The organism is Alterluteimonas muca (genome assembly GCF_021191595.1).
In the GTDB taxonomy this organism is placed as follows: domain Bacteria; phylum Pseudomonadota; class Gammaproteobacteria; order Xanthomonadales; family Xanthomonadaceae; genus Luteimonas; species Luteimonas muca.
On sequence record NZ_JAIWPS010000002.1, the window covers coordinates 218,288 to 239,618 of the forward strand.

Annotated in this window: 23 protein-coding genes, 5 tRNA genes and 1 other RNA gene; 21 read left to right on the forward strand and 8 right to left on the reverse strand. The window is 70.2% G+C overall.

The window, feature by feature from the left end:
- The first annotated feature begins 3 nt into the window (after window positions 1–3).
- From lon to LDO11_RS04220, 6 genes are all read left to right on the forward strand, one after another.
- Window positions 4–2,439 (forward strand): endopeptidase La, encoded by a 2,436-nt coding sequence (lon, locus tag LDO11_RS04195; protein ID WP_232140467.1) that lies wholly within the window; start codon window positions 4–6, stop codon window positions 2,437–2,439.
- Window positions 2,440–2,654: 215 nt separating this feature from the next.
- Entirely contained in the window at window positions 2,655–2,927 is a 273-nt protein-coding gene (locus LDO11_RS04200) for an HU family DNA-binding protein (protein WP_129136394.1), read from the forward strand.
- Between the two features lie 13 nt (window positions 2,928–2,940).
- Window positions 2,941–3,015, forward strand: a tRNA-Val gene (locus tag LDO11_RS04205).
- A gap of 25 nt (window positions 3,016–3,040) precedes the next feature.
- Window positions 3,041–3,117 (forward strand) — tRNA-Asp (locus tag LDO11_RS04210).
- Window positions 3,118–3,212: 95 nt separating this feature from the next.
- Window positions 3,213–3,289, forward strand: a tRNA-Asp gene (locus LDO11_RS04215).
- A 181-nt stretch (window positions 3,290–3,470) separates the two neighbouring features.
- On the forward strand, window positions 3,471–5,438 hold the full coding sequence (locus tag LDO11_RS04220; protein WP_232140468.1) for a SurA N-terminal domain-containing protein: 1,968 nt from the start codon (window positions 3,471–3,473) through the stop codon (window positions 5,436–5,438).
- Between the two features lie 183 nt (window positions 5,439–5,621).
- On the opposite strand, the gene LDO11_RS04225 is transcribed toward LDO11_RS04220, so the two are convergent.
- Together LDO11_RS04225 and gloB are read right to left on the reverse strand one after the other, a co-directional pair.
- Complete coding sequence (locus tag LDO11_RS04225) at window positions 5,622–6,860, reverse strand: lytic transglycosylase domain-containing protein (RefSeq protein ID WP_232140469.1); 1,239 nt, start codon at window positions 6,858–6,860, stop codon at window positions 5,622–5,624.
- Window positions 6,857–7,627, reverse strand: coding sequence for a hydroxyacylglutathione hydrolase (gene gloB, locus LDO11_RS04230; RefSeq protein WP_232140470.1), 771 nt, complete (start codon window positions 7,625–7,627; stop codon window positions 6,857–6,859). Before gloB ends, LDO11_RS04225 begins: the two co-directional genes overlap by 4 nt.
- A 36-nt stretch (window positions 7,628–7,663) precedes the next feature.
- Here gloB and LDO11_RS04235 point away from each other — a divergent pair, with 36 nt between their 5' ends.
- From LDO11_RS04235 to dnaQ, 3 genes are read left to right on the forward strand one after another with little or no spacing between them, the layout of a single operon-like run.
- Window positions 7,664–8,317 (forward strand): methyltransferase domain-containing protein, encoded by a 654-nt coding sequence (locus tag LDO11_RS04235; protein WP_232140471.1) that lies wholly within the window; start codon window positions 7,664–7,666, stop codon window positions 8,315–8,317.
- Window positions 8,314–8,772, forward strand: a complete 459-nt coding sequence (rnhA, locus tag LDO11_RS04240; RefSeq protein ID WP_232140472.1) for a ribonuclease HI — start codon at window positions 8,314–8,316, stop codon at window positions 8,770–8,772. The genes LDO11_RS04235 and rnhA overlap by 4 nt, the downstream gene beginning before the upstream one ends.
- 27 nt (window positions 8,773–8,799) lie before the next feature.
- A complete protein-coding gene (gene dnaQ / locus LDO11_RS04245) occupies window positions 8,800–9,534 on the forward strand; it encodes a DNA polymerase III subunit epsilon (RefSeq protein WP_232140473.1) in 735 nt (244 codons plus the stop codon).
- A 79-nt stretch (window positions 9,535–9,613) separates the two neighbouring features.
- On the opposite strand, the gene LDO11_RS04250 is transcribed toward dnaQ, so the two are convergent.
- Both LDO11_RS04250 and LDO11_RS04255 read right to left on the reverse strand, forming a co-directional pair.
- Window positions 9,614–10,318: a PP2C family protein-serine/threonine phosphatase gene (locus tag LDO11_RS04250; protein ID WP_232140474.1), complete on the reverse strand. Its 705-nt coding sequence runs from the start codon at window positions 10,316–10,318 to the stop codon at window positions 9,614–9,616.
- A gap of 287 nt (window positions 10,319–10,605) precedes the next feature.
- Window positions 10,606–10,696: transfer RNA gene (locus LDO11_RS04255), tRNA-Ser, on the reverse strand.
- Between the two features lie 126 nt (window positions 10,697–10,822).
- Between LDO11_RS04255 and LDO11_RS04260 the strand changes: the two genes are divergently transcribed.
- Window positions 10,823–11,263, forward strand: coding sequence for a hypothetical protein (locus tag LDO11_RS04260; protein WP_232140475.1), 441 nt, complete (start codon window positions 10,823–10,825; stop codon window positions 11,261–11,263).
- Window positions 11,264–11,283: 20 nt separating this feature from the next.
- Here LDO11_RS04260 and LDO11_RS04265 read toward each other — a convergent pair whose 3' ends face one another.
- Window positions 11,284–11,667, reverse strand: a complete 384-nt coding sequence (locus tag LDO11_RS04265; RefSeq protein WP_232140476.1) for a hypothetical protein — start codon at window positions 11,665–11,667, stop codon at window positions 11,284–11,286.
- A complete protein-coding gene (locus tag LDO11_RS04270) occupies window positions 11,664–12,755 on the reverse strand; it encodes a glycosyltransferase family 9 protein (RefSeq protein ID WP_232140477.1) in 1,092 nt (363 codons plus the stop codon). Before LDO11_RS04270 ends, LDO11_RS04265 begins: the two co-directional genes overlap by 4 nt.
- Window positions 12,756–12,831: 76 nt before the next feature.
- Here LDO11_RS04270 and LDO11_RS04275 point away from each other — a divergent pair, with 76 nt between their 5' ends.
- From LDO11_RS04275 to LDO11_RS04305, 7 genes are read left to right on the forward strand one after another with little or no spacing between them, the layout of a single operon-like run.
- Window positions 12,832–13,584 (forward strand): 3-deoxy-D-manno-octulosonic acid kinase, encoded by a 753-nt coding sequence (locus LDO11_RS04275; protein WP_232140478.1) that lies wholly within the window; start codon window positions 12,832–12,834, stop codon window positions 13,582–13,584.
- Entirely contained in the window at window positions 13,584–14,339 is a 756-nt protein-coding gene (locus tag LDO11_RS04280; RefSeq protein ID WP_232140479.1) for an MBL fold metallo-hydrolase, read from the forward strand. Before LDO11_RS04275 ends, LDO11_RS04280 begins: the two co-directional genes overlap by 1 nt.
- 2 nt (window positions 14,340–14,341) lie before the next feature.
- Window positions 14,342–15,361 carry a GTP 3',8-cyclase MoaA gene (gene moaA / locus LDO11_RS04285; protein ID WP_232140667.1) on the forward strand — a complete coding sequence of 340 codons (1,020 nt, stop codon included), beginning with the start codon at window positions 14,342–14,344 and terminating at the stop codon, window positions 15,359–15,361.
- A 45-nt stretch (window positions 15,362–15,406) separates the two neighbouring features.
- Window positions 15,407–15,925: a cyclic pyranopterin monophosphate synthase MoaC gene (gene moaC, locus LDO11_RS04290; protein ID WP_232140480.1), complete on the forward strand. Its 519-nt coding sequence runs from the start codon at window positions 15,407–15,409 to the stop codon at window positions 15,923–15,925.
- Window positions 15,922–16,164, forward strand: a complete 243-nt coding sequence (moaD, locus tag LDO11_RS04295) for a molybdopterin converting factor subunit 1 (protein ID WP_232140481.1) — start codon at window positions 15,922–15,924, stop codon at window positions 16,162–16,164. Before moaC ends, moaD begins: the two co-directional genes overlap by 4 nt.
- A gap of 2 nt (window positions 16,165–16,166) precedes the next feature.
- Entirely contained in the window at window positions 16,167–16,610 is a 444-nt protein-coding gene (locus LDO11_RS04300; protein ID WP_232140482.1) for a molybdenum cofactor biosynthesis protein MoaE, read from the forward strand.
- Entirely contained in the window at window positions 16,610–17,611 is a 1,002-nt protein-coding gene (locus tag LDO11_RS04305) for a Vgb family protein (RefSeq protein WP_232140483.1), read from the forward strand. The genes LDO11_RS04300 and LDO11_RS04305 overlap by 1 nt, the downstream gene beginning before the upstream one ends.
- 10 nt (window positions 17,612–17,621) lie before the next feature.
- Here the strand turns inward: LDO11_RS04305 and ffs are convergent.
- Window positions 17,622–17,718, reverse strand: an RNA gene (gene ffs / locus LDO11_RS04310) — signal recognition particle sRNA small type.
- A gap of 43 nt (window positions 17,719–17,761) precedes the next feature.
- Window positions 17,762–17,854, reverse strand: a tRNA-Ser gene (locus LDO11_RS04315).
- Window positions 17,855–18,027: 173 nt separating this feature from the next.
- Between LDO11_RS04315 and dnaX the strand changes: the two genes are divergently transcribed.
- The 4 genes from dnaX to LDO11_RS04335 all read left to right on the forward strand — a co-directional run bounded on the left by dnaX (window position 18,028) and on the right by LDO11_RS04335 (window position 21,329).
- The gene (dnaX, locus tag LDO11_RS04320; protein WP_232140484.1) at window positions 18,028–19,902 is read left to right on the forward strand and encodes a DNA polymerase III subunit gamma/tau; all 1,875 of its coding nucleotides are present in this window, start codon (window positions 18,028–18,030) and stop codon (window positions 19,900–19,902) included.
- A gap of 47 nt (window positions 19,903–19,949) precedes the next feature.
- The gene (locus tag LDO11_RS04325) at window positions 19,950–20,270 is read left to right on the forward strand and encodes a YbaB/EbfC family nucleoid-associated protein (protein WP_129136351.1); all 321 of its coding nucleotides are present in this window, start codon (window positions 19,950–19,952) and stop codon (window positions 20,268–20,270) included.
- A gap of 49 nt (window positions 20,271–20,319) precedes the next feature.
- On the forward strand, window positions 20,320–20,916 hold the full coding sequence (gene recR / locus LDO11_RS04330) for a recombination mediator RecR (RefSeq protein ID WP_232140485.1): 597 nt from the start codon (window positions 20,320–20,322) through the stop codon (window positions 20,914–20,916).
- A 68-nt stretch (window positions 20,917–20,984) separates the two neighbouring features.
- On the forward strand, window positions 20,985–21,329 hold the full coding sequence (locus LDO11_RS04335; protein WP_232140486.1) for a histidine triad nucleotide-binding protein: 345 nt from the start codon (window positions 20,985–20,987) through the stop codon (window positions 21,327–21,329).
- Window positions 21,330–21,331 lie beyond the last annotated feature (2 nt).

Genomic DNA, 21,331 nt, shown 5'->3' on the forward strand with positions numbered 1-21,331 from the left:
CCGATGATCGCTACCCCCGAAACCGCCGCCTTCGACCTGCCGGTGCTGCCGCTGCGCGACGTCGTGGTATTCCCGCATATGGTGATCCCGCTGTTCGTGGGGCGCGAGAAGTCGATCCGCGCGCTGGACATGGCGATGGAAGCCGACAAGCGGATCCTGCTGGTGGCGCAGAAGTCGGCCGAGACCGACGATCCGGCCGCCGACGACCTCTACACCGTCGGCACCGTCGCGCAGGTGCTGCAGCTGCTGAAGCTCCCCGACGGCACCATCAAGGTGCTGGTCGAGGGCGTGTCGCGCGCGCGCGTGGACGCCGTGGTCGAGCGCGGCGGCACGCTTGCCGCGCAGGGCCACGAAGTCGAGCCCGAGGATGGCCGCGAGGAGCGTGAGATCGAAGCAATCGCGCGCTCGCTGATGAGCCTGTTCGAGCAGTACGTGAAGACCAGCCGCAAGCTGCCCCCGGAGCTGCTGCAGACGCTGGCCGGCATCGACGAGCCCGGGCGCCTCGGCGACACCATCGCCGCGCACCTCGGTGTGCGCCTGGCCGACAAGCAGAAGCTGCTGGAGACGTTCGAGACCGGTTCCCGGCTGGAGATGCTGGTGGGCCTCGTCGACGGCGAGATCGACGTGCAGCAGATGGAGAAGCGCATCCGCGGCCGCGTGAAGTCGCAGATGGAGAAGTCGCAGCGCGAGTACTACCTCAACGAGCAGATGAAGGCGATCCAGAAGGAGCTCGGCGAGATGGATGACGCGCCGAACGACATGGAGGAGATCGCGCGCAAGATCGCCGAGGCGGGAATGCCGAAGGCGGTGGAGACCAAGGCGAAGAGCGAATTCAACAAGCTCAAGCAGATGTCGCCGATGTCGGCGGAAGCCGCGGTGGTGCGCAACTACCTCGACTGGCTGCTGGGCGTGCCGTGGAAGAAGCGCAGCAAGGTGCGCAAGGACCTCAAGGTCGCGCAGGACGTGCTCGATGCCGACCACTACGGCCTCGAGAAGGTCAAGGAGCGCATCCTCGAGTACCTCGCCGTGCAGGCGCGGGTGAAGCAGCTGCGTGGCCCGATCCTGTGCCTGGTCGGACCGCCCGGCGTCGGCAAGACCTCGCTCGGGCAGTCGATCGCCAAGGCCACCAACCGCAAGTTCGTGCGCATGTCGCTGGGTGGCGTGCGCGACGAGGCGGAGATCCGCGGGCACCGCCGTACCTACGTGGGCTCGATGCCGGGTCGCATCGTGCAGAACCTCAACAAGGCCGGCACCAGGAACCCGCTGTTCGTGCTCGACGAGATCGACAAGATGTCGATGGACTTCCGGGGCGATCCGTCCTCGGCGCTGCTGGAAGTGCTCGACCCGGAGCAGAACAACGCGTTCAACGATCATTACCTCGAGGTCGACCTCGACCTGTCGGAGGTGATGTTCGTGGCGACGTCCAACTCGCTCAACATCCCCGGCCCGCTGCTCGACCGCATGGAGGTGATCCGCATCCCGGGTTACACCGAGGAAGAGAAGCTCAACATCGCCATGCGCTATCTCGTGCCCAAGCAGCTCAAGGCCAATGGTCTCCGGCCCGCCGAGCTGAAGATCGCCGAGGCGGCGATCCGCGACATCGTGCGCTACTACACGCGCGAGTCCGGCGTGCGCAACCTCGAGCGCGAGATCGCCAAGATCTGCCGCAAGGTGGTCAAGGAGATCGCGCTGGCCGGCCCGCAGCCGAAGAAGGCGGTGAAGACCGTCGCGGTCAACGCGCGCAACCTCGACAAGTACCTGGGCGTGCGTCGCTACGACTTCGGCCGTGCCGAGGAGGACAACGAGATCGGCATGGTGACCGGGCTGGCCTGGACCGAGGTCGGCGGTGACCTGCTGCAGATCGAGTCGACGCTGGTGCCCGGCAAGGGCCAGCTGATCCTCACCGGCCAGCTCGGCGACGTGATGAAGGAATCGGCTTCCGCCGCGCTGTCGATCGTGCGCTCGCGCACCGAGCGGTTGGGCGTGGCGATGGACTTCCTGCAGAAGCACGACGTGCACGTGCACGTGCCCGATGGCGCGACGCCGAAGGACGGCCCGAGTGCCGGCATCGCGATGACCACGGCGCTGGTGTCGACCCTGACCAAGATCCCGGTGCGCGCCGACGTGGCGATGACCGGCGAGATCACCCTGCGCGGGCGGGTCACCGCGATCGGTGGCCTCAAGGAAAAACTGCTCGCCGCCATGCGTGGTGGCATCCGCACGGTGATCATCCCCGAGGAGAACCGCAAGGACCTGACCGACCTGCCGAAGTCGGTGACCCAGCAGATGGAGATCGTGCCGGTGAAGTGGATCGACGAGGTGCTCGACCTCGCGCTCGAGTCGCCGATCAAGCCGGTGAAGCCGGCCAAGGACGTCGCGCCGGTCATCTCCAAGCCGCGTTCGAAGAAGGCCGGAACGCAGGCCGGCGTCAAGCATTGACAGGCTTCCCCGGCCTGCGTTAGAGCCCGTAAACCCGCGTGGTTGCGGGCTTTTTCCTTGCGTCGCGCAGGGGGCGCTGTTATAAAACCCGGGTCCGCGATGTGCGACGCACGTCGCGCATCGCATCGTCCGAACCGGTCACGCAGGCACGTCCACACCAGAGGCGGGCCGGTTGTCATCACCGCGACATCGCCGTCGCACAGGAGCGTCTCTAAATGAAGAAGTCCGATCTGATCACCAACGTCGCCGACAAGTGCGACCTCACCAAGGCCCAGGCCACCTGTGCTGTCGACGCCGTGTTCGAGGCGATCACCAACGGCCTGAAGCAGGGCGAGGACGTGGCCATTGCCGGCTTCGGCACCTTCGAGGTCCGCGAGCGCGCTGCACGTACCGGCCGCAATCCGCGCACCGGCGAAGAGATCCAGATCGCAGCCACGAAGAACCCCGCGTTCAAGGCTGGCAAAGCGCTCAAGGACGGTGTAAATTAAGCGGCTCCTTCGGGGGTGCTTAGCTCAGCGGTAGAGCGTCGCCCTTACAAGGCGAGGGTCGGGGGTTCGAAACCCTCAGCACCCACCAAGCCGAGTTTCAAGAGTTTCATCGCGGAGCGGTAGTTCAGTTGGTTAGAATGCTGGCCTGTCACGCCGGAGGTCGCGGGTTCGAGTCCCGTCCGCTCCGCCATTGATCTCGAAGGGCGCCGTCTTTTGGCGCCCTTGTTTTCTTCAAAGGGTAGGGAAGTCGATTCCCGCCCGCTACACCTGAAACAGTTTCAACGCGGAGCGGTAGTTCAGCTGGTTAGAATGCTGGCCTGTCACGCCGGAGGTCGCGGGTTCGAGTCCCGTCCGCTCCGCCATCTCGTTTCCGAAGGGCGCCCTCACCGGCGCCCTTTGTTTTTTTGACGCGCGACCGCGCGGCGTATCCCGATCGGGCTGCGCGAGCGAGTGCGGCGACCCGTGGTGCGCGTGCCGTGGTGGACTGCTGCGCTCCGCCAATCCGGGTAAACTGCGCGGCTACGTCGATAGCCGGTTGTCGCCATGCTGCAAGCCCTGAGAGAGAAGACCAGCGGTTGGATCGCGGTCGTCATCGTGATCCTGCTGGCGATTCCGTTCGCCTTCTTCGGCATGGAGCAGTACCTGTTCCAGGGTGGCGGCAACCATGTCGCGCGCGTCGAATCGGCGCCATCGTGGTGGCGCTCGGCGCCGGACTGGTGGCCGGTGCGCAAGCTTGCGTGGACGCACGAGGACGTGTCGCCCGAAGACTTCCGCTTCGCGTTCGAGAGCGAACGCCAGCGCCAGCGCGAGGAGCAGGGCGATGCCTTCGACGGCCTCGCGTTCGAGAGCGCGGACAACCGTCGGCAGGTGCTCGAACAGCTGATCGACCAGGCCGCGCTGCGGCTTGCCGCGCGCAATCGCGTCATCGCCGTGGGCGACGCCCAGGTGGCAGCGGAGATCCAGCAGATCCCGGCGTTCCAGGTGGAAGGCCGTTTCGATCCGCAGCGCTACCAGCTGGCGTTGCAGTCGCAGAATCCGCCGATGACGCCGCGGCAGTTCGACGAGCGCGTGCGCGAAGGCATGCAGCAGTCGTTGCTGCCCACGCATGTCGCGCAGTCGGCCTTTGTGACCCCGGCCCAGCTCGACCGCCTGATGGTGCTGCTGGGCGAGCGCCGCGACGTGTCGTTCGCGGTGTTGCCGCCGGCGGTCGACGAAGCTCCGGTATCGGATGCGGAGATCGAGGCCTGGTACCAGGCCAACCAGGCCGACTACCGCGCGCCGGAAATGGTGACGGTGGAATACATCGTGCTCGACGGCAGTGGGCTGCAGGACGAGGCGCTGGACGAAGCCCAGCTGCGCGCGCATTACGAGAAGGAACGCGCACGGTATTCGGAGCCCGATCGCCGGCTGGTCTCGCACATCCTGATCGAGGTTCCTGCCGATGCGGACGCCGATGCGCGGCGCGCAGCAGAGGACAAAGCCAGGGACCTCGCCCGCCAGGCGCAGCAGGGCGCGGACTTCGCCGCACTGGCGCGTGAGCATTCCGAGGATCCCGGCTCGCGTGATGCCGGTGGCGATCTCGACTGGGTGGAGCCCGGCATGATGGGTGATGCGTTCGATGCCGCGTTGGCGCAGATGCAGCCTGGCGACGTCGGCACCGCGCGCACCGAATACGGTTGGCACGTGTTGCAGCTGCGCGAGCTGCAGGCCGGCACGCAGACCCCGTTCGAGGACGTGCGCGAGCAGCTTGAGCGCGAGCTGGGCGAGGGTGCGCGCGAGCGTGGTTTCAGCGAACTGGTGAACCGCGTGGTCGATCGCGCCTACCGCAATCCGACGTCGCTGGCGCCGGCAGCGGAAGAAGCCGGCCTGCAGGTGCAGAAGGCCGGGCCGTTCCCGCGGGGTGGTGCTCCCGGCGTGCTCGCGCATCCGGCAGTGCAGCGGATGGCCTTCAGCCCGGCGATGGTCGAGGACGGCACCGTCAGCGATCCGGTGGAAACCGGACCCGAACAGTCGGTGATGCTGCGCGTGACCGAGCACTCGCCGGAGCGCGCGATGCCGCTGGAGGCCGTGCGTGACCAGGTCGTCGCCGCGGTCCGTGCCGACCGCGCCCGCAAGGCCAATATGGCCGCCGCGGAAGCGATGGTGGCGCGCGTGGCGGATGGCACCAGCCTGGCCGACGTCGCTGCCGAGCGCGAACTCCCCGTGCAGGACGTGCCCGGCGTGCCGCGCGGGACGCCGGTGCCGCATCCGGTCGCGGTCGAGGCCTATTTCCGTGCCCCGGTGCCGGCGGAGGGCGCGGTGTCGCCCGGCCACGTCGCGCTCGAGGATGGCAGCGTGGTGGTGTATGCGGTGAGCGCGGTCACTCCGGGCGATCCTGCGGATGCCAGCGAACAGGAGCGCGAAATGCTGGCCCAGCAGCTGACCATGCTTGCGGGTGGCGAGGCGGCACAGACGCTGGTGCGCACGCTGCGTTCGCGGATGAAGGTGACGGTGAACGAGGCGCGCCTGTAACGGGTGCATCCGGACCGGTCAGGACAGGCGCGGACGGCGACGTCCGCGCTTTTTTGTGTCGGATGACCGGCGCGGCCGCAACCGCGCTCGCAACCGGCGTTCGCCGACGCAGCCTCTCAAGGTGCCGGCGGTGCCAACGGACGAGGCGTCCTGTGTCACGCGTTCCGAGCCGCGTGCCAGGGCTCAGGGACTTCCCTGGGCGGTCTCCACGGCCGCAGTGCCACCGGGCAGCACGTCGTCGATCAGCAGGGTCATGCCCGGATGCAGCACGCTGTTGCCGCTGAGGCCGTTGCGGGCGAGCAGCTGGGCGACGCCGATGCCGTAGCGACGGGCGATGCGCCATACCGATTCGCCACGGGCGACCACATGCGAGCGCGGTGGCTCCACCGCCTGTGCGTAGTGGACCGGTTCCGCCGCCGGGGCGCGCGCCGGGACCGATGCCACCGATGTCACGGCCGTCCGGCTTCCGGCAGTGCCCGGGGCGTCGACCGGGATCGCGGCCACCGCGCTGTCGGCGCGGCCGGCACGTGCGGGCGCCAGCACCTGCAGGTTGCGGTCGGCGCTGGCGATACGCCCGTCGGGGAACGCCGGGTTGAAGCGCCGGATCTGGCCGGGGTCATGGCCCTCGCGCGACGCCCAGCTGTCGAGATGGCCCGCGCCTCGCGGCAAGGGCGCCGGGACCAGCACCGGCACGGTGTGGTCGATCGCCTGCAGCCACTCCTCGCGTTCGCCGGCCTCCAGCAGCAGGCATGACAGTGCCTGCAGCTTGCGCACGTAGGCGCGGGTGGTCTGCGGCATCGGCAGTTCCTCGGGCCGCGCATCGGCGGCGCGCTGCCCGGCCTGTCGCAATGCGCCGAACAGACGGTACTCGCCGGCGTTGTAGCCCATGACGGCAAGCCGCCAATCACCGGCGAACATGCCGTGCAGGGTCTTGAGGTAGCGCACCGCGGCCTGGGTGGAGTCCACCGGCGACAGGCGGCCGTCGTAGCCCGGACGGATCGGGACCTTGTGGTTGCGTGCGGTCAGCGCGATGAACTGCCACAGACCGGCCGGCCCGGACGCACTGCGCGCGCCCGGCCGGTAACCGCTCTCGACGAACGGGATCAGCGCGTATTCGGTGGGCAGGTGCTGGGCGCGGAGCTGATCGACCACATAGCCGAACAGGGGCAGCAGGCGATCCGGCGTGCGCGCGAGATCGGCGGGTACATGCGCGAAATGACGGCGCCAGCGGTCGCTGGAGTCGGCACTGCAGTCGCGATCGGCCAGACCGTCGACAAAGCTCTGGTAGATCTCCCGACCCTGGCGCTCGGTGCGCTCCGCGACCGGGGCGACCGGTGCGTCGGCCGCGAGCGCCGCGCCAAACGGCAGCAGGCAGGCGAGGGCGACGGCCAGCTGCCGCATCGCCGGGCGCCGCGCCGTCATGCGGCGAATCCGTCCTTCCAGGCGCGCAGGGCGCCGAACCAGGCGTCGCGGGGAGCATCCGCCGGCGGCGCCACCGGTGCGCCCCCGCGGATGGCGGTACGCACAGCAGGCACATCGATGCGCAGGAACGGGTTGCAGGCCAGCTCGTCGGCCAATTGCGTGGGCAGGGTCGCGTTGCCGGTCTGGTCCATGGTGTCCAGCTCCTTGCTGAGGCGCGCCAGCGCCGGGTTGTCCGGTTCCACCGCACGCGCGAAGCGGGCGTTGGAGTGGGTGTATTCGTGGCCGCAGCAGACCAGCGTCGTGCCGGGCAGGGCGGCGAGGCGGTCCAGGGAGGCCAGCATCCGGGCGGGCGTACCCTCGAACAGCCGACCGCAACCGAGGCTGAACAAGGTGTCCCCGCAGAACAGTACGCCATGGCCGGAAAAGGCCAGATGGCTGCGGGTGTGGCCGGGTACGGCCATGACCTCGAGCGACCAGGGGCCGATCGTGATCCGTTCGCCATCGACGACGCGGCGCGTGGCCGCCGGGATGCGCGGATCCTCCGGCGCGATCACCGGCGTCGCGGGCCAACGCTCCAGCAGCGCGGGGACGCCACCGATGTGGTCGCCATGGTGGTGGGTCAGCAGGATCGCCAGTGGTGGCCCGCGCAGGGCATCGAACACCGGGTCGGCCACCCCGGGGTCGACGACGAGCGCGTGCGCGCCGTCATCGTCGGCGAGACACCAGATGTAGTTGTCCGACAGTGCCGGGATCGGCTGCAGGTGCACTCGGCCGGCCCCCTGGGGTCTGTAGAATGCGTGACCATGCCCTCCACCTCCCTGAATGGTCAACCTCGGGTGACCACGTGGTTCGCCAGCCCGGCCGGCCGCATCCTGCTTGATGGCGAGGACGCGATGCTGGAGCGCAGCCTGGCGGAGCGCCCGTCGCCGCCCTGGCTGTGGCTGGCACCGGCACCCCGCCGTGATCCCGGCGATGCCTGTGGACGGGGGATGTGCCTGTGGCGCGACCGGCAGGGCTGGGCCGGCGCGGTCCGCTGCGGCACGGCGCTGCCGCTGCCCAGCGCGACCATGCGCGTGGTGATCCTGCAGCACGTGGTGCGCGCCGGTGGCGAGGACGATGACCTGCTCGAGGAAGCCGCACGCGTGCTGGAGCCCGGCGGGCGGCTGTGGCTGTTCACCCTCAACCCGTTGTCGCCCTACCGCTGGCGCTGGCGTGGCCAGGGCCTGCGCGCGGCCGAGCCGCTCGGTTGGCGCCGGCGCCTGCGCCGCGCCGGTCTCGAACCGGAACCGGTCTCGCAGGGGATCGGGCCGCAGTGGAAGCTGGAAACCAGCGACGTACTGCAGTCCGGGCCCGGCCTGCGGGCGGCCTATGCGCTGCGCGCGGAAAAGCGCGTGGCCGCGCTGACGCCGCTGCCGTCCGCGCGCCTGGCGCTGCCGCGTGGGTTGCCGGCGGCATGACGCGCAAGGCGGTTGAAATCCATACCGACGGCGCCTGTCTCGGCAACCCCGGCCCGGGCGGCTGGGCCGCGCTGCTGCGCTATCGCGGCCAGGAGCGCGAGCTGGTCGGCGGCGAGCCGTTGACCACCAACAACCGGATGGAGCTCATGGCCGCCATCCGCGGCCTGGAAACGTTGACCGAACCGTGTACGGTGATGCTGCAGACCGACTCGCAGTACGTGCGCAAGGGCATCACCGAGTGGATGCCGAACTGGCTGCGCCGCAACTGGCGTACCGCCGGCGGCGACCCGGTCAAGAACCAGGACCTGTGGCAGCGGCTGCACGCCGCGGCCCAGCGCCACGAGATCGACTGGCGCTGGGTAAAGGGCCATAACGGTGATCCCGACAACGAGCGCGTGGACGTGCTCGCCCGCGACGAAGCCGTGCGCCAGCGCGCGGCCGCACTGGTGCGTTGACTGATGGCAGACGGCAACCGACTCCGCATGCGACAGATCGTTCTCGATACCGAAACCACCGGCCTGGAATGGCGCAAGGGCAACCGCGTCGTTGAAATCGGCTGCGTCGAACTGGTGGAGCGCCGCCCCACGGGGCGCACCTTCCACCGCTATCTCAACCCGCAGCGCGAGTTCGAGATGGGCGCGCAGGAGGTCACCGGGCTGACGGTCGAGTTCCTCGCCGACAAGCCGCTGTTCGCCGATGTCGTCGCAGAGTTCATCGAGTTCGTCGACGGCGCCGAGCTGGTGATCCATAACGCCGCCTTCGACATGGGCTTCCTGGAAGCGGAGTTCGCCCGCTGCGAGGGCGTCGGCAAGCTGGGCGACCGGGTACGCGTGCTCGATTCGCTGGAGATGGCGCGCCAGCGCTATCCCGGCCAGCGCAACTCGCTGGACGCGTTGTGCCGGCGGCTGGGTGTCGACAACGCCCATCGCCAGCTCCACGGCGCGCTGCTCGATGCCCAGTTGCTGGCGGAGGTCTACCTCGCGCTGACCGCGGGGCAGGGCGAGATCGGCTTCGGCCAGGTGGACGAGGCGGAAGCCGGGAGTGCCGCGATCGCGCTGGCCGGGCTGCGGCTGGGGCCGCGCCCGCGCGTGGTGGTGCCGGAGGCCGAACTGCTTGCGCACGCGGCGCGGCTGGATGCGATCCGCAAGCGCGCCGGTGGCAGGACGGTGTGGGAGACGGTGCCTGCGTCGCCGGCCAGCCTGGAAACCCCTGCCTGAGGGCCGGGGTCCGTGCGTCCCGCGCGGACCTTCGCGGATGTTTCCGGATCCTGCTTGCCCGGTCGCTGCCGGTCGGGCGCTACTGGCTGCGCACCAGCACCACGGTGACGTTGTCCGAGCCGCCGTTGTCGAGCGCGGCGGCGACCAGGCCGTCCGCACACTCCTGGGCGCTGCACTCGTCATGCGCCAGCACCCGCGCGATGCCGCGGTCGTCGACTTCCTCGGTGAGCCCGTCGCTGCACAGCAGCAGCTGCATGCCGGACTGCAGTTCCCCTGACAGCGTCTCCACTTTCAGGGCCTCCGGCTCGGTAACGCCCAGGGCCTGGGTGACCACGTTCCGGTGCGGGTGGTGGCGGGCCTGGTCGATGCTGATCGCGCCGTGGGAGATCAGTTCCTGCACGTAGCTGTGGTCCTGCGACAGCTGCACCAGCTTGCCGTCGCGCCACAGGTAGGCGCGGCTGTCGCCGACCCAGGCCACCTGGAAGCGCTGGCCCTCGACCCGCGCCGCGACCACCGTGGTGCCCATCGGCAACGCATCGTGTCGCCGGCGCGATGCGCGGATGATCTCCTCGTCGGCGATGCGGATCGCCTGCGCCAGCGGCGTGCCCTGGCGGACCTCGCGCACGATGGTCTCGCGCGCCAGCGCGCTGGCGACCTCGCCGTACTCGTGGCCGCCCATGCCGTCGGCCACCAGCCACAGGCCGAGTTCGGCATCGCCGTAATACGTGTCTTCGTTCAGTTCGCGCCGCAGGCCGGCGTGGGTGAGGTGCCCGAACTCGATCATGCGTGGTCCGCGATTGCCGGTGGGGCCGAAGGGAACAACGGCGGTCCGGGCGGGGTGGGGTCAGCGGGCATGCGGTCCGTCGGGGCGCGTATGGCGTGGCGCGATGATGGCACTGACGGGCGGATACGCAAAACGCTCTCGTGATGTGGTGTCCGGGTGGGGATTGCGTGGCCGCTGGCCAGGCGCCCTGCGGCGCTGCGCGCCGTCGGGTCGAACCCGGGGGTTCGAGCCAAAGTCCCCCTCTCCGCCAGATACGCAAAACGCCCCTTGCGGGGCGTTTGCGTATCTGGCGGAGAGGGGGGGATTCGAACCCCCGAGGCGCTATAAACGCCTGCCTGATTTCGAGTCAGGTACATTCAACCACTCTGCCACCTCTCCGGTGGCCCGGGGCATGCGCCGCGGGCCGCACATCATACGGGTGCGTCCTGCGGCCGACAAGCGAATCCGCTGGCCCCGCTGAGCGACGCGCTACACTGCCGTCCGCTGCCCTTATTGCACGTGCCGATGTCCGAAATCCTCGTCCCCGTCTCGTTCGGCGAACTGCTCGACAAGATCGCCATCCTGCAGATCAAGGCCGAGCGGATCTCCGATCCCGCCAAGCTGGCCAACGTGCGCCAGGAACTGTCCGCGCTCGAGCGCACATGGATGGCGCATCCCGCCCCCGCCCGCACCCCCGGCGTCGAGGCGGGCGCCGCCGGCCTGCCGGCGCTGCGTGCCGAGCTCAAGGCGGTCAACGAGCGCCTGTGGGACATCGAGGACGCCATCCGCCTCAAGGATCGCGCAGGCGAGTTCGACGGGGAATTCGTCCGCCTCGCGCGCAGCGTGTATCTCGAGAACGACGAGCGGGCGCGGGTGAAGAAGGAGATCAACCTGCTGCTCGGCTCGGGCTACGTCGAGGAGAAGTCGTACCGCGATTACCGCGGCGGGGCAGCCGGCGCGGGCTGAGGCCCACGCCGCGGCACGTTTCAGCGCTGGCGGGCGCGCCAGCCGCGCACGGCGACCAGCGCGATCCACAGCAGCAGGCTGGCGGGCAGCAGCCACAGCGGCAGGAACATCAGCAGCAGGCCGTCCTGGGCGTCCTGCGGAAACCAGCGCACGCGGATGCGCGCGCCGAGGTCCAGCCCGGACATCGCCAATGCGGCCACGAGCGGCACCCACGCCGGCCCGACGCGCGTCGCCAGCGCGAGCACGCCGTAGGGCAGGAACGCGAACACCGCCAGCCCGGACAGGAACAGCCACTGGCCGAGATCGGCATCAGGACGGTCCATGTCGGCGATCGCGAGCGTGGCCAGCGCGACCGCCACGCCGGCAGCGAGGATCAAGCGGCGTGCAAGGCCCGGGCGGATCATCGCGCCGCGGCTCCCGTTCGCCCGGCATCGCGATCGGCCACATAGCGTTCGAACGCGGCGATGGCGTCGTCAACCGTGACCAGGTCCATCACTCCCTCGCGCTCGATCTTGCTGCCCCACCTCAACGCATCGGCGGGCTTGCCGAGGAAACGCCGCGCGGCATCGTCGTAGCGATCCACGCAGTAGCGCCGGTCGGAGTACGGCCCGCTGCGCACCGGGTTGCTGGCGGCGTGCAGGCCCAGCACCTTCGCGCCCATCGCGTTGGCGATATGCATCGGGCCGGAATCAGGGGTCATCACCAGCGCAGCGCGAGCCAGCAGCGCCGGCAACTGCTTGAGGGTGTCCTTGCCGACGAGATCGAGTGCGGGCCCATGCATCGCGGCGAGGATGGCGTCGGCGGTGTCGCGCTCCAGCGCGCTGCGTCCACCGCACAGCACCACCCGCCAGCCCCGCGAGAGCGCGTGGTCGGCCACCGCGGCGTAGCGCTCGGCGCGCCAGTTGCGCAGCACGTGGCTGGAGCATGGCGAGATCAGCAGCGCCGGGCGGCCGTCGTCGGGCCATTGCGCCGCCGCCCATGCGTGCGCCTCGGCAGGCACCGGCATATTCCAGACGACCTCACCCTGCTGCAGCCCCAGCGGCTCGCAGAAGCTGCCGATCGCGTCGAGCACGTGGATGCCGGGGCGGTCGGGAATGCGCTCGTTGACGAACAGGCCATGCAGATCCTTTGAGCGGGTACGGTCGTAGCCGATGCGGCGCCTGGCCGGAATGAACGCCGACAGCAGGTTCGCGCGCGCGGCAACCTGCATCTGCAACAACACGTCGAAGCGCCGGCCGCCGAAGCCGCGGCGCAATTCACGCATGCCGGCGAGGCCGCTTTTCTTGTCGTAGACGTGGAAGGCGACGCCAGACAGGCCGTCAAGCAGCTTCTGTTCACCGCGGCCGACGACCCAGTCCAGCGGCACGTGCGGCCATGCGCTGCGCAGCGTATGCAGCAACGGCAGCACATGGGTGACATCGCCAAGCGCGGACAGCCGCAGCAGGCAGATCGAGGCGGGCGCGTGCAGCGGCACGCTGGAGGAGGGCGGCATTGCGGACTCGCTGGATGGCACAGGCGGCGAGTGTATTCGCTGCCGGCCGCGTCGCCGCGGGCGCTACACTCGCGGCATGGTGCGATTCGATGCGAACGAGGACCTGGTTCCGTTCGAGGACGCTGCCGGCGGGCGTGGCGCGATCCTCGGTGATTCCGGGTGGATCCGCGAGGCCGAGCCCGGCTGGTTCGACCCCGCGTGGTGGGGTGAACGCGCGCGCCCGGTCGACAGTGGCGGGCGCGGCGGTGCGTGGTTCGTGCGCGGTCCGTTCGGCGACGCGGTGTTGCGGCTGTACCTGCGGGGCGGGCTGGCTGCGCAGCTCAGCCGCGACCGCTACTGGTGGCGCAGTGCCGCGGCCACGCGCAGCTTCGCGGAGTTCCGCCTGACACGCGACCTGCGGCTGCAGTCGCTGCCGGCGCCGGAGCCGATCGCCGCGCGCTATGTGCGCCGTGGCCCGACCTATCGCGCGGCGATCCTGGTGCGGCGGATCGACGGCGTGCGTTCGCTGGCCGACCGCATGGCGGTCGCCGGCGCCGATGCACCGTGGGAGGAAACCGGGCGGCTGGTCGCGAAGTTCCATCGCGCAGGGCTCGACCACGCCGACCTCAACGCCCACAACGTGCTGTTCGATGCCACCGGACAGGGCTGGCTGATCGACTTCGACCGCGGAAGGATCCGCGTGCCGGAAACGCGCTGGCGCGCGCGCAACCTCGCACGCCTTGAGCGTTCCCTGCTCAAGCTGCGCGGCGAGCGCACGGAGACCGACGTGCGGGCCGACTTCGCGCGGCTGCGCGCCGCCTACGACGCCCGCTGGGCGACGGGTGTGTGATGGGCTGGAGCCTGCGTTTCCACGGGGTCGGCAATGCGTCGGCGATCGAACTCGGCTCGTCGATGGCGACCATCGAACGCGACGGCCAGCCATGGCTGACCATCGATTGCGGCGGCGAGGGGTTGAGCGCATGCCTTGCGCATTACGGCCGCCCGCCGCGCGCGCTGTTCATCACCCACACCCACCTCGACCATGTGGCCGGTCTCGAGCGGCTGTTCGTGTCGGAATATTTCGATGTCGCACGGCGCGGGGCGATGCCGGTGTACGTGCCGGCGCCGGTGGTGCCGCTGCTGCACCAGCGCGTGGGCGATTACCCGAACGTGCTCGCCGAGGGCGGCGCCAATTTCTGGGACGCGTTCCGGCTGGTGCCGGTCGGCAACGCGTTCTGGCATGACGGCGTGCGCCTGGAGGCGTTCGCCGTTCGTCATCATTGGCCGGGCACGGCATTCGGGCTGCGCCTGCCCGGCAGCCTGGTCTGGACCGGCGACACCCGGCCGATTCCCGAGCTGCTGGCGCACCATGCCACGGAGGGCGAGCTGATCGCCCACGACTGCGGCCTGCATGGCAACCCGTCGCACAGCGGGATCGATGATCTGGTGCGCGAGTATCCGCCCGACCTGCTGGCGCGCTGCGTGCTCTACCACTATGCAAGCGCTGCCGATGGCGATGCGTTGCGCGCGCTGGGCCATCGCGTGGCCCGCCAGGGCGACGTGCTGGAACTGGCCGGCCCGTCGCCCGGAGCGCTGGTCGGGTGAGCATGCCGCAGCCCGCGCCGATGCCGCCGACGGACCGCCTGGGCCGGCCGCTGCATGATCTGCGGCTGTCGGTGATCGAGGCCTGCAACTTCCGCTGCGGCTACTGCATGCCGGCCGACCGGATGCCCGCCGGCCATGGTTTCGACGCCGCCGGGCGGATGGATTTCGACGAGATCGAGACACTGGTGCGCGCCTTTGCGCGGCTGGGCCTGCGCAAGCTGCGCCTGACCGGTGGCGAGCCGCTGCTGCGTCGCGACCTCCCGTTGCTGGTGGCGCGACTGGCGCGCATCCCCGGCATCGTGGAGCTCGCCCTGACCACCAACGGCAGCCTGCTCGGGCGCCATGCACGGGCATTGCGTGATGCCGGGCTGCATCGCCTCACCGTCAGCCTGGATGCGCTCGAGCCGGCGCGCTTCCGTGCACTGTCCGGCGGGCGCGGGGATGTCGCCGATGTGCTGGCCGGTATCGAGGCGGCGCAGGCGGCAGGGTTCGAACGACTGAAGCTCAACTGCGTCGTGCAGCGTGGCGTCAACGACGACCAGGTGCTGCTTCTGGTCGAGCGCTTCCGCCGCAGTGGCCACGTGCTGCGCTTCATCGAATACATGGATGTCGGCACCTGCAACGGCTGGCGCATGGACCGCGTGGTGCCGTCGGCCGAACTGCGCGCGCGCATCCACGCACGCTGGCCGCTGCACGCGCTGGACCCGCATTACCGTGGCGAAGTCGCCGAGCGACACGCGTTTGACGACGGCGCCGGCGAGATCGGCTTCGTGAGTTCGGTCAGCGCGCCGTTCTGTGGAGATTGCCACCGCGCGCGGGTGGCCGCCGATGGCGCGTTCTACAGCTGCCTGTTCGCGGGTGCCGGTCGCCCGTTGCGGCCGCTGATCGCCCAGGGCGAGGACCGCGTCGTCGAGGAACTGATGATGCTGTGGACACGGCGCGCCGGCCGCTACAGCGAACTGCGTGGCGCCTCGCCGCAGGCGCCACGGCAGCGCGTCGAGATGTTCCTGGTCGGCGGCTGAGCGCGGCTGCCGTTACCATCGGCCGCGGTTCCGATCGAGTCCGTCATGGCCGCTCCAAGATCCCGCAGCACGTCGCGCACCCCGGTGCCGGCGCTCACCCATGTCGACCCCGACGGGCGCCCGGGGATGGTCGATGTGTCGGCCAAGCCGGCGACCGCACGCAGCGCGACCGCGCGCTGCGACGTGCGCTTTCCCGTTGCGGTGGCCACCCAGCTGCGCGCCAGCGGCCTGCGCAGTGCCAAGGGCGCCATCGTCGATACCGCGGTGATCGCCGGCACCATGGCGGTCAAGCGCACCCACGAACTGATCCCGTTCTGCCATCCGCTACCGATCGACGGCATCCGCATCGCGATCGACTGGCAGGGCGAACGCGCGTTGCGCATCGAGTGCACGGTGCGCACCGTGCACCGGACCGGCGTCGAGATGGAGGCGCTCACCGGCGCAACCATGGCCGCGCTCACGATCTACGACATGTGCAAGGCGCTGTCGCACGCGATCGTCATCGGGCCCGCGCGGCTGGTGGCCAAGCGCGGCGGGCGGCGTGACGTGGGAGCGGCCGGATGACCCGGTTGACGGTGCTGTACTTCGCCAGCCTGCGTGATGCCGCCGGCACCGCGCAGGAAACCGTCGACATCGTCGCGGCGGACCTGGGCACGCTGTACGAGGCGCTCCGCGCCCGCCACGGTTTCACACTGTCGCGCGAACGGCTGCGGGTCGCGGTGGACGGCGCGTTCGCACGCTGGGAAGACGCACCCCGCGCAGGTACCGAGGTCGCGTTCATCCCGCCGGTGAGCGGGGGTTGAGCATGCGCGACACCACCGGTTTCCTCCTCTCGGCGGACGCAATCGACACGTCCGCGCTGCATGCCGGGCTGGAGGATCCCGCCGCGGGTGCCTGCGTGGTCTTCGAGGGTCGCGTGCGCAACCACCACGGTGGCCGTGCCGTGCTGGGACTGGCCTACGAGGCGTATGTGGAACTGGCGGAAGCCGAAGGCCGGCGCATCGTCGCTGCCATCCGTGAACGCCACGTCCTGCACCGCGCGCTGTGCGTACACCGGATCGGCGCGCTCGCGATCGGCGACGTCGCGGTCTGGGTCGGCGTATCGGCATCGCATCGTGACGCCGCGTTCGTGGGCTGCCGGGCGATCATCGACGCCATCAAGCAGGATGTCCCGATCTGGAAGCACGAGCGCTACGCGGACGGCGACGCCGCATGGTTGCATCCCGAAGAAGGCACAGGAGGTCGATGATGGGCAGGACACTGGTTCTGGCGTGCGCGCTGCTGGCGGCGATGCCGGCAGCAGCGGGCGAGCTGCTGGTCGGCAACAAGTCCGCCGACACCGTGTGGCGGATCTCGCTCGAGGATGGCGCGCGGCGTGCGGAAATCGCCACCGGTGCGGCGCCGCACGAGATCGCGGTGGCGCCGGACGGCCGCACCGCGGTGGTCACCAACTACGGGCACCAGGCACCCGGCAACAGCCTGACCGTGATCGGTCGTGACGCGGCACAGGTGCGCACGTTCGATCTCGGCACGCATGCGCGGCCACACGGGGTGCGCTACATGCCCGACGGGCGCCGCCTGCTGGTGACCACCGAGGGCAGCGGGTCGCTGCTGATGCTGGACGCGGCCACGGGCGCGGTCGAGCGTGCAATCGACATCGGCGATGGCGTCGGCCACATGGTGGCGCTGTCGCGCGGCGGCGACGTGGCCTACGTCAGCAAGATCCGCGCGGGCTCAGTGGTGCGCATCGACCTCGCGACCGGTGAAACGCTCGAGCGTCCCGCAGGCGCGGGCGCCGAAGGCATCGAGGTCGCTCCCGACGGCAGCGTGTGGGTGACCAACCGCGACGCCGACACGGTCACCGTGCACGACCCGCACTCGCTGGCAATCCGCGCGACGCTCGAAAGCGCCGGCTTCCCGATCCGCGTGGTGTTCACCGCGGACGGCCGGCATGCGCTGGTCACCAACGCCCGTGCGGCGACGCTGTCGGTGTTCGATGTGGCGAGCCATGGGACCGTGGCGACCGTGGCGCTGGCCGAAGCCGGTCGCGACTACCGGCAGACCCTGCTGGGCGAGGCGGCGCTTCCGATCGGCGTGATCGGGGATCCGCGCCGGCCGCGCGTCTATGTGGCAATCAGCGGCGGCAACGAGGTCGCGGTCGTCGACACCGTGCGCTGGGACGTGGTCGATCGCTGGTCCACCGGCAACGAACCCGATGCACTGGCGATCATGCCGCCGGCCGTTGACTGAAAAGGCGATGGCCCCGCCGACTTACCTCGTCGCCCGCATCAACCGATACCGTTGCTGCCTTCCGGCCCTGGCGGGATTTTCGATCTAGCGTCGCGAGGGGCCGACGGGGCCACCATGGAGACTTGCACCTGCCGTTGCAGCAGGCAGAACTGGCGGAGAGAGGGGGATTCGAACCCCCGAAGCGCGGTTTAGACGCTTACACACTTTCCAGGCGTGCTCCTTCAACCACTCGGACACCTCTCCGCACCTGACCCGTACACCTTGCCTGCCCTGGCGCGGCCACACGGGGGCCGTGATTCTAGCGTTCGCCCGCGGCGCCCACAAGGAACATCTTGCAGGTCGCTGGCGGACGATGCGCCCGGTACAGGCGGGTGCGGCACCGGCGGCCATGCCGACCGGCATGGCAGAATGGCGGCATGTCGTATCTCGTCCTCGCCCGCAAGTGGCGCCCCAAGCGTTTCGCCGAACTGGTCGGGCAGGAACACGTGGTCCGCGCGCTCACCAATGCGCTGGAATCCGGGCGCGTGCATCACGCCTTCCTGTTCACCGGCACCCGCGGGGTGGGCAAGACCACCATCGCGCGGATCTTCGCCAAGAGCCTTAACTGCGAGTCGGGTACCTCGTCCGACCCCTGTGGCGAGTGCGAGACCTGCCGCTCGATCGATGCCGGGCGCTTCATCGACCTGCTGGAGATCGACGCCGCCAGCAACACCGGCGTGGACGACGTGCGCGAGCTGATCGACAACGCGCAGTACATGCCTTCGCGCGGACGGGTGAAGGTGTACCTCATCGACGAGGTCCACATGCTGTCGAAGTCGGCCTTCAACGCGCTGCTGAAGACGCTCGAGGAACCGCCGGGGCATGTGAAGTTCCTGCTCGCGACGACCGATCCACAGAAGCTGCCGGTGACCGTGCTGTCGCGCTGCCTGCAGTTCAACCTCAAGCGGCTGGACCTGGCGCAGATCGAAGGCCAGATCGGCCGCATCCTCGCCGCCGAGGAGATCACCTTCGACGAGGGCGCGGTGCGCCAGATCGCGCGCGCGGCCGATGGCAGCCTGCGCGACGGGCTGTCGCTGCTCGACCAGGCCATCGCCTACACCGGTGGGCGGCTCGAGGATGCCGGCGTGGCCGCGATGCTGGGCACGGTCGACCGCACCCGCGTCGGCGCGCTGCTGGACGCGCTGGCGTGCGCCGATGGCGAACGGCTGCTGGCCGAGGTCGGCACGCTGGCCGAGTTCTCCCCCGACTGGGGCAGCGTGCTCGATGCGCTGGCCGAGGCGTTGCACCGCATCCAGGTGAGGCAGCTGGTCCCGGGCGCGGGGGTCGACGGCGAGGGCATCGACCTCGACGCGCTGGCCGCGGCGATACGCCCGGAACTCGTGCAGCTCTGGTACCAGATGGCGCTCGACGGCCGCCGCGAACTGCAGCACGCACCAAGCCCGCGTACCGGTTTCGAGATGAGCCTGTTGCGGATGCTGGCATTCCGCCCGCTCGATGGTGCCGCGACCGACGCCGGTGATTCCGGCAGCGCCGCGCCTGCGCGCGGGCAGGGCGGTGCTGTGCCGACCCGTGGGCGCCGCGACGCCGCGGCTGCCGCACGCGCCGCGCTGGAGGCCGACGAGGCCCCGCGGCGCGCGGCTCCGGCGGCGAGCTCCGGGATCCGCGTCCCGGCGCCACCGACTGCTGCGCCCGCGGCAGCGCCGGTCCCGCCGCGCGCGGCCGTGGCTGCGGCGCCCGCTTCACCGATGCCCGGGCCGGCCATCCCCGACGAGGATCGCGCGCCCTGGGCCACCGACCCGCGGGAAGATGTGCGCGCGCAGCCTGCGGCACCCCGTGCGGTCGCCAGCGCTGCCGCGGCCGTCGCCGCCGCTGGCGTTGTCGGGCCCGCGCGCGCGCCGCTGCAGGTCGATGCCGACGCCTGGCCGGACCTGGTCGTGGGTCTCGGCCTGCGCGGACCGGTCCGCGAGCTTGCCGCACATACCGCCTTCCTCGGTTACGCCGATGGCGTGCTGCGCCTGTCGCTGCCCGCCAGCGACGACCATCTGCAGACCCCGCTGCTGGTGGGGCAGTTCGCCGCCGCGCTCGCGCCGCAGCTGGGTGGTACGCCGACCATCCGCTTCGAGGTGGCCGCGGGTGGCGAAACCCTGCACGAGCGCCATGCGCGCGAACGCGATGTCCGCCAGCAGGCCGCCGAGCGCGCGTTCCTCGACGATCCCGACGTCAGTCGGATGATGTCGCAGCACGGCGCACGGCTCGTGCCCGATTCGATCCGCCCGGTCGACGACCGCTGAATCTTTCACCGCGCCCGAGCCGGCGCGGCCCCCACAGGAGAACCGACATGCGTGGAAACATCGCCCAGCTGATGCAGCAGGCCCAGAAGATGCAGGAGAACATGCAGCGCGCGCAGGAAGAGCTCGCCGGGCTGGAAGTCACCGGCAGTGCCGGCGGCGGCATGGTCAGCGTCACCCTCACCGGGCGCATGGAGTGCCGCAAGGTGCGCATCGATCCAAGCGTGATCACCGATGCGGAAATGACCGAGGACCTGGTCGCTGCGGCCATCAACGACGCGGTCAACAAGGTCAACACCGAATCGCAGGCGCGGATGTCCGCCGCCACCGCCGGCATGCCGGTGCCTCCGGGCATGAAGCTGCCGTTCTGAGCGCGGCTCCGCAGCCTCTCCGCGACCGCATGCATCCCGCCAGGTTTCCATGTCAGCGCTACTCGAACAACTGATCGACGCCCTGCGGGTGCTGCCGGGCGTGGGCCAGAAGTCGGCGCAGCGCATGGCCTACCACCTGCTCGAGCGCCAGCGCGACGGCGGCCGGCGGCTGTCGGAGGCGCTGGAAGCGGCGATGTCGCGGATCGGCAACTGCGGGCGGTGCCGCGATTTCAGCGAGACCCCGGTGTGCACGGTCTGCGCCAGCGCCTCGCGCGACGGGCACGTGCTGTGCGTGGTGGAGACACCGGCCGACCGCCTGGCGATCGAGCAGGCCACCGATTTCCGCGGCCTGTATTTCGTGCTGCACGGCCGCCTGAGCCCGCTCGACGGCATCGGTCCGCGTGAACTCGGGCTCGACGGGCTCGGCACGCGGCTGGCGGAGGGCGAGGTGCGCGAGCTGATCGTCGCCACCAACCCGACGGTCGAAGGCGAGGCCACCGCGCACTACCTGGCGCAGCTGGCGCGCCAGCACGGCGTGCGGCCCAGCCGCCCCGCGCACGGGCTGCCGCTGGGCGGCGAACTCGAATACGTCGACCGCGGCACGCTCTCGCACGCATTCGGCAGCCGCAGCGACATCGCCGGCTGAGGGTTGCGGGCACCCCGCCACGTCGCGCGGGGCTAAGCTGACGCGTACATCAACCGTCCGGTCGCGCCATGCCCACCACCTTCCACAAGATCATCCGCCGCGAGATTCCCGCCGAGATCGTCCACGAGGACGAGCACCTGATCGCCTTCCGCGACATCGCGCCGCAGGCGCCGGTGCACGTGCTGTTCGTGCCGAAGGAGACGATACCGACGCTGGACGCGGCGACTCCGTCGCAGGCCGAGGTCATCGGCCGGCTGGCGCTGGCGGCGGCCGATTACGCGCGCCGGGAAGGCTTTGCCGCCGACGGCTACCGCATCGTCATGAACTGCAACGACCACGGCGGGCAGACCGTCTACCAGATGCACCTGCATCTGCTGGCGGGCGCGCCACTCGGGCGCTTCGGTACGCCCTGAAC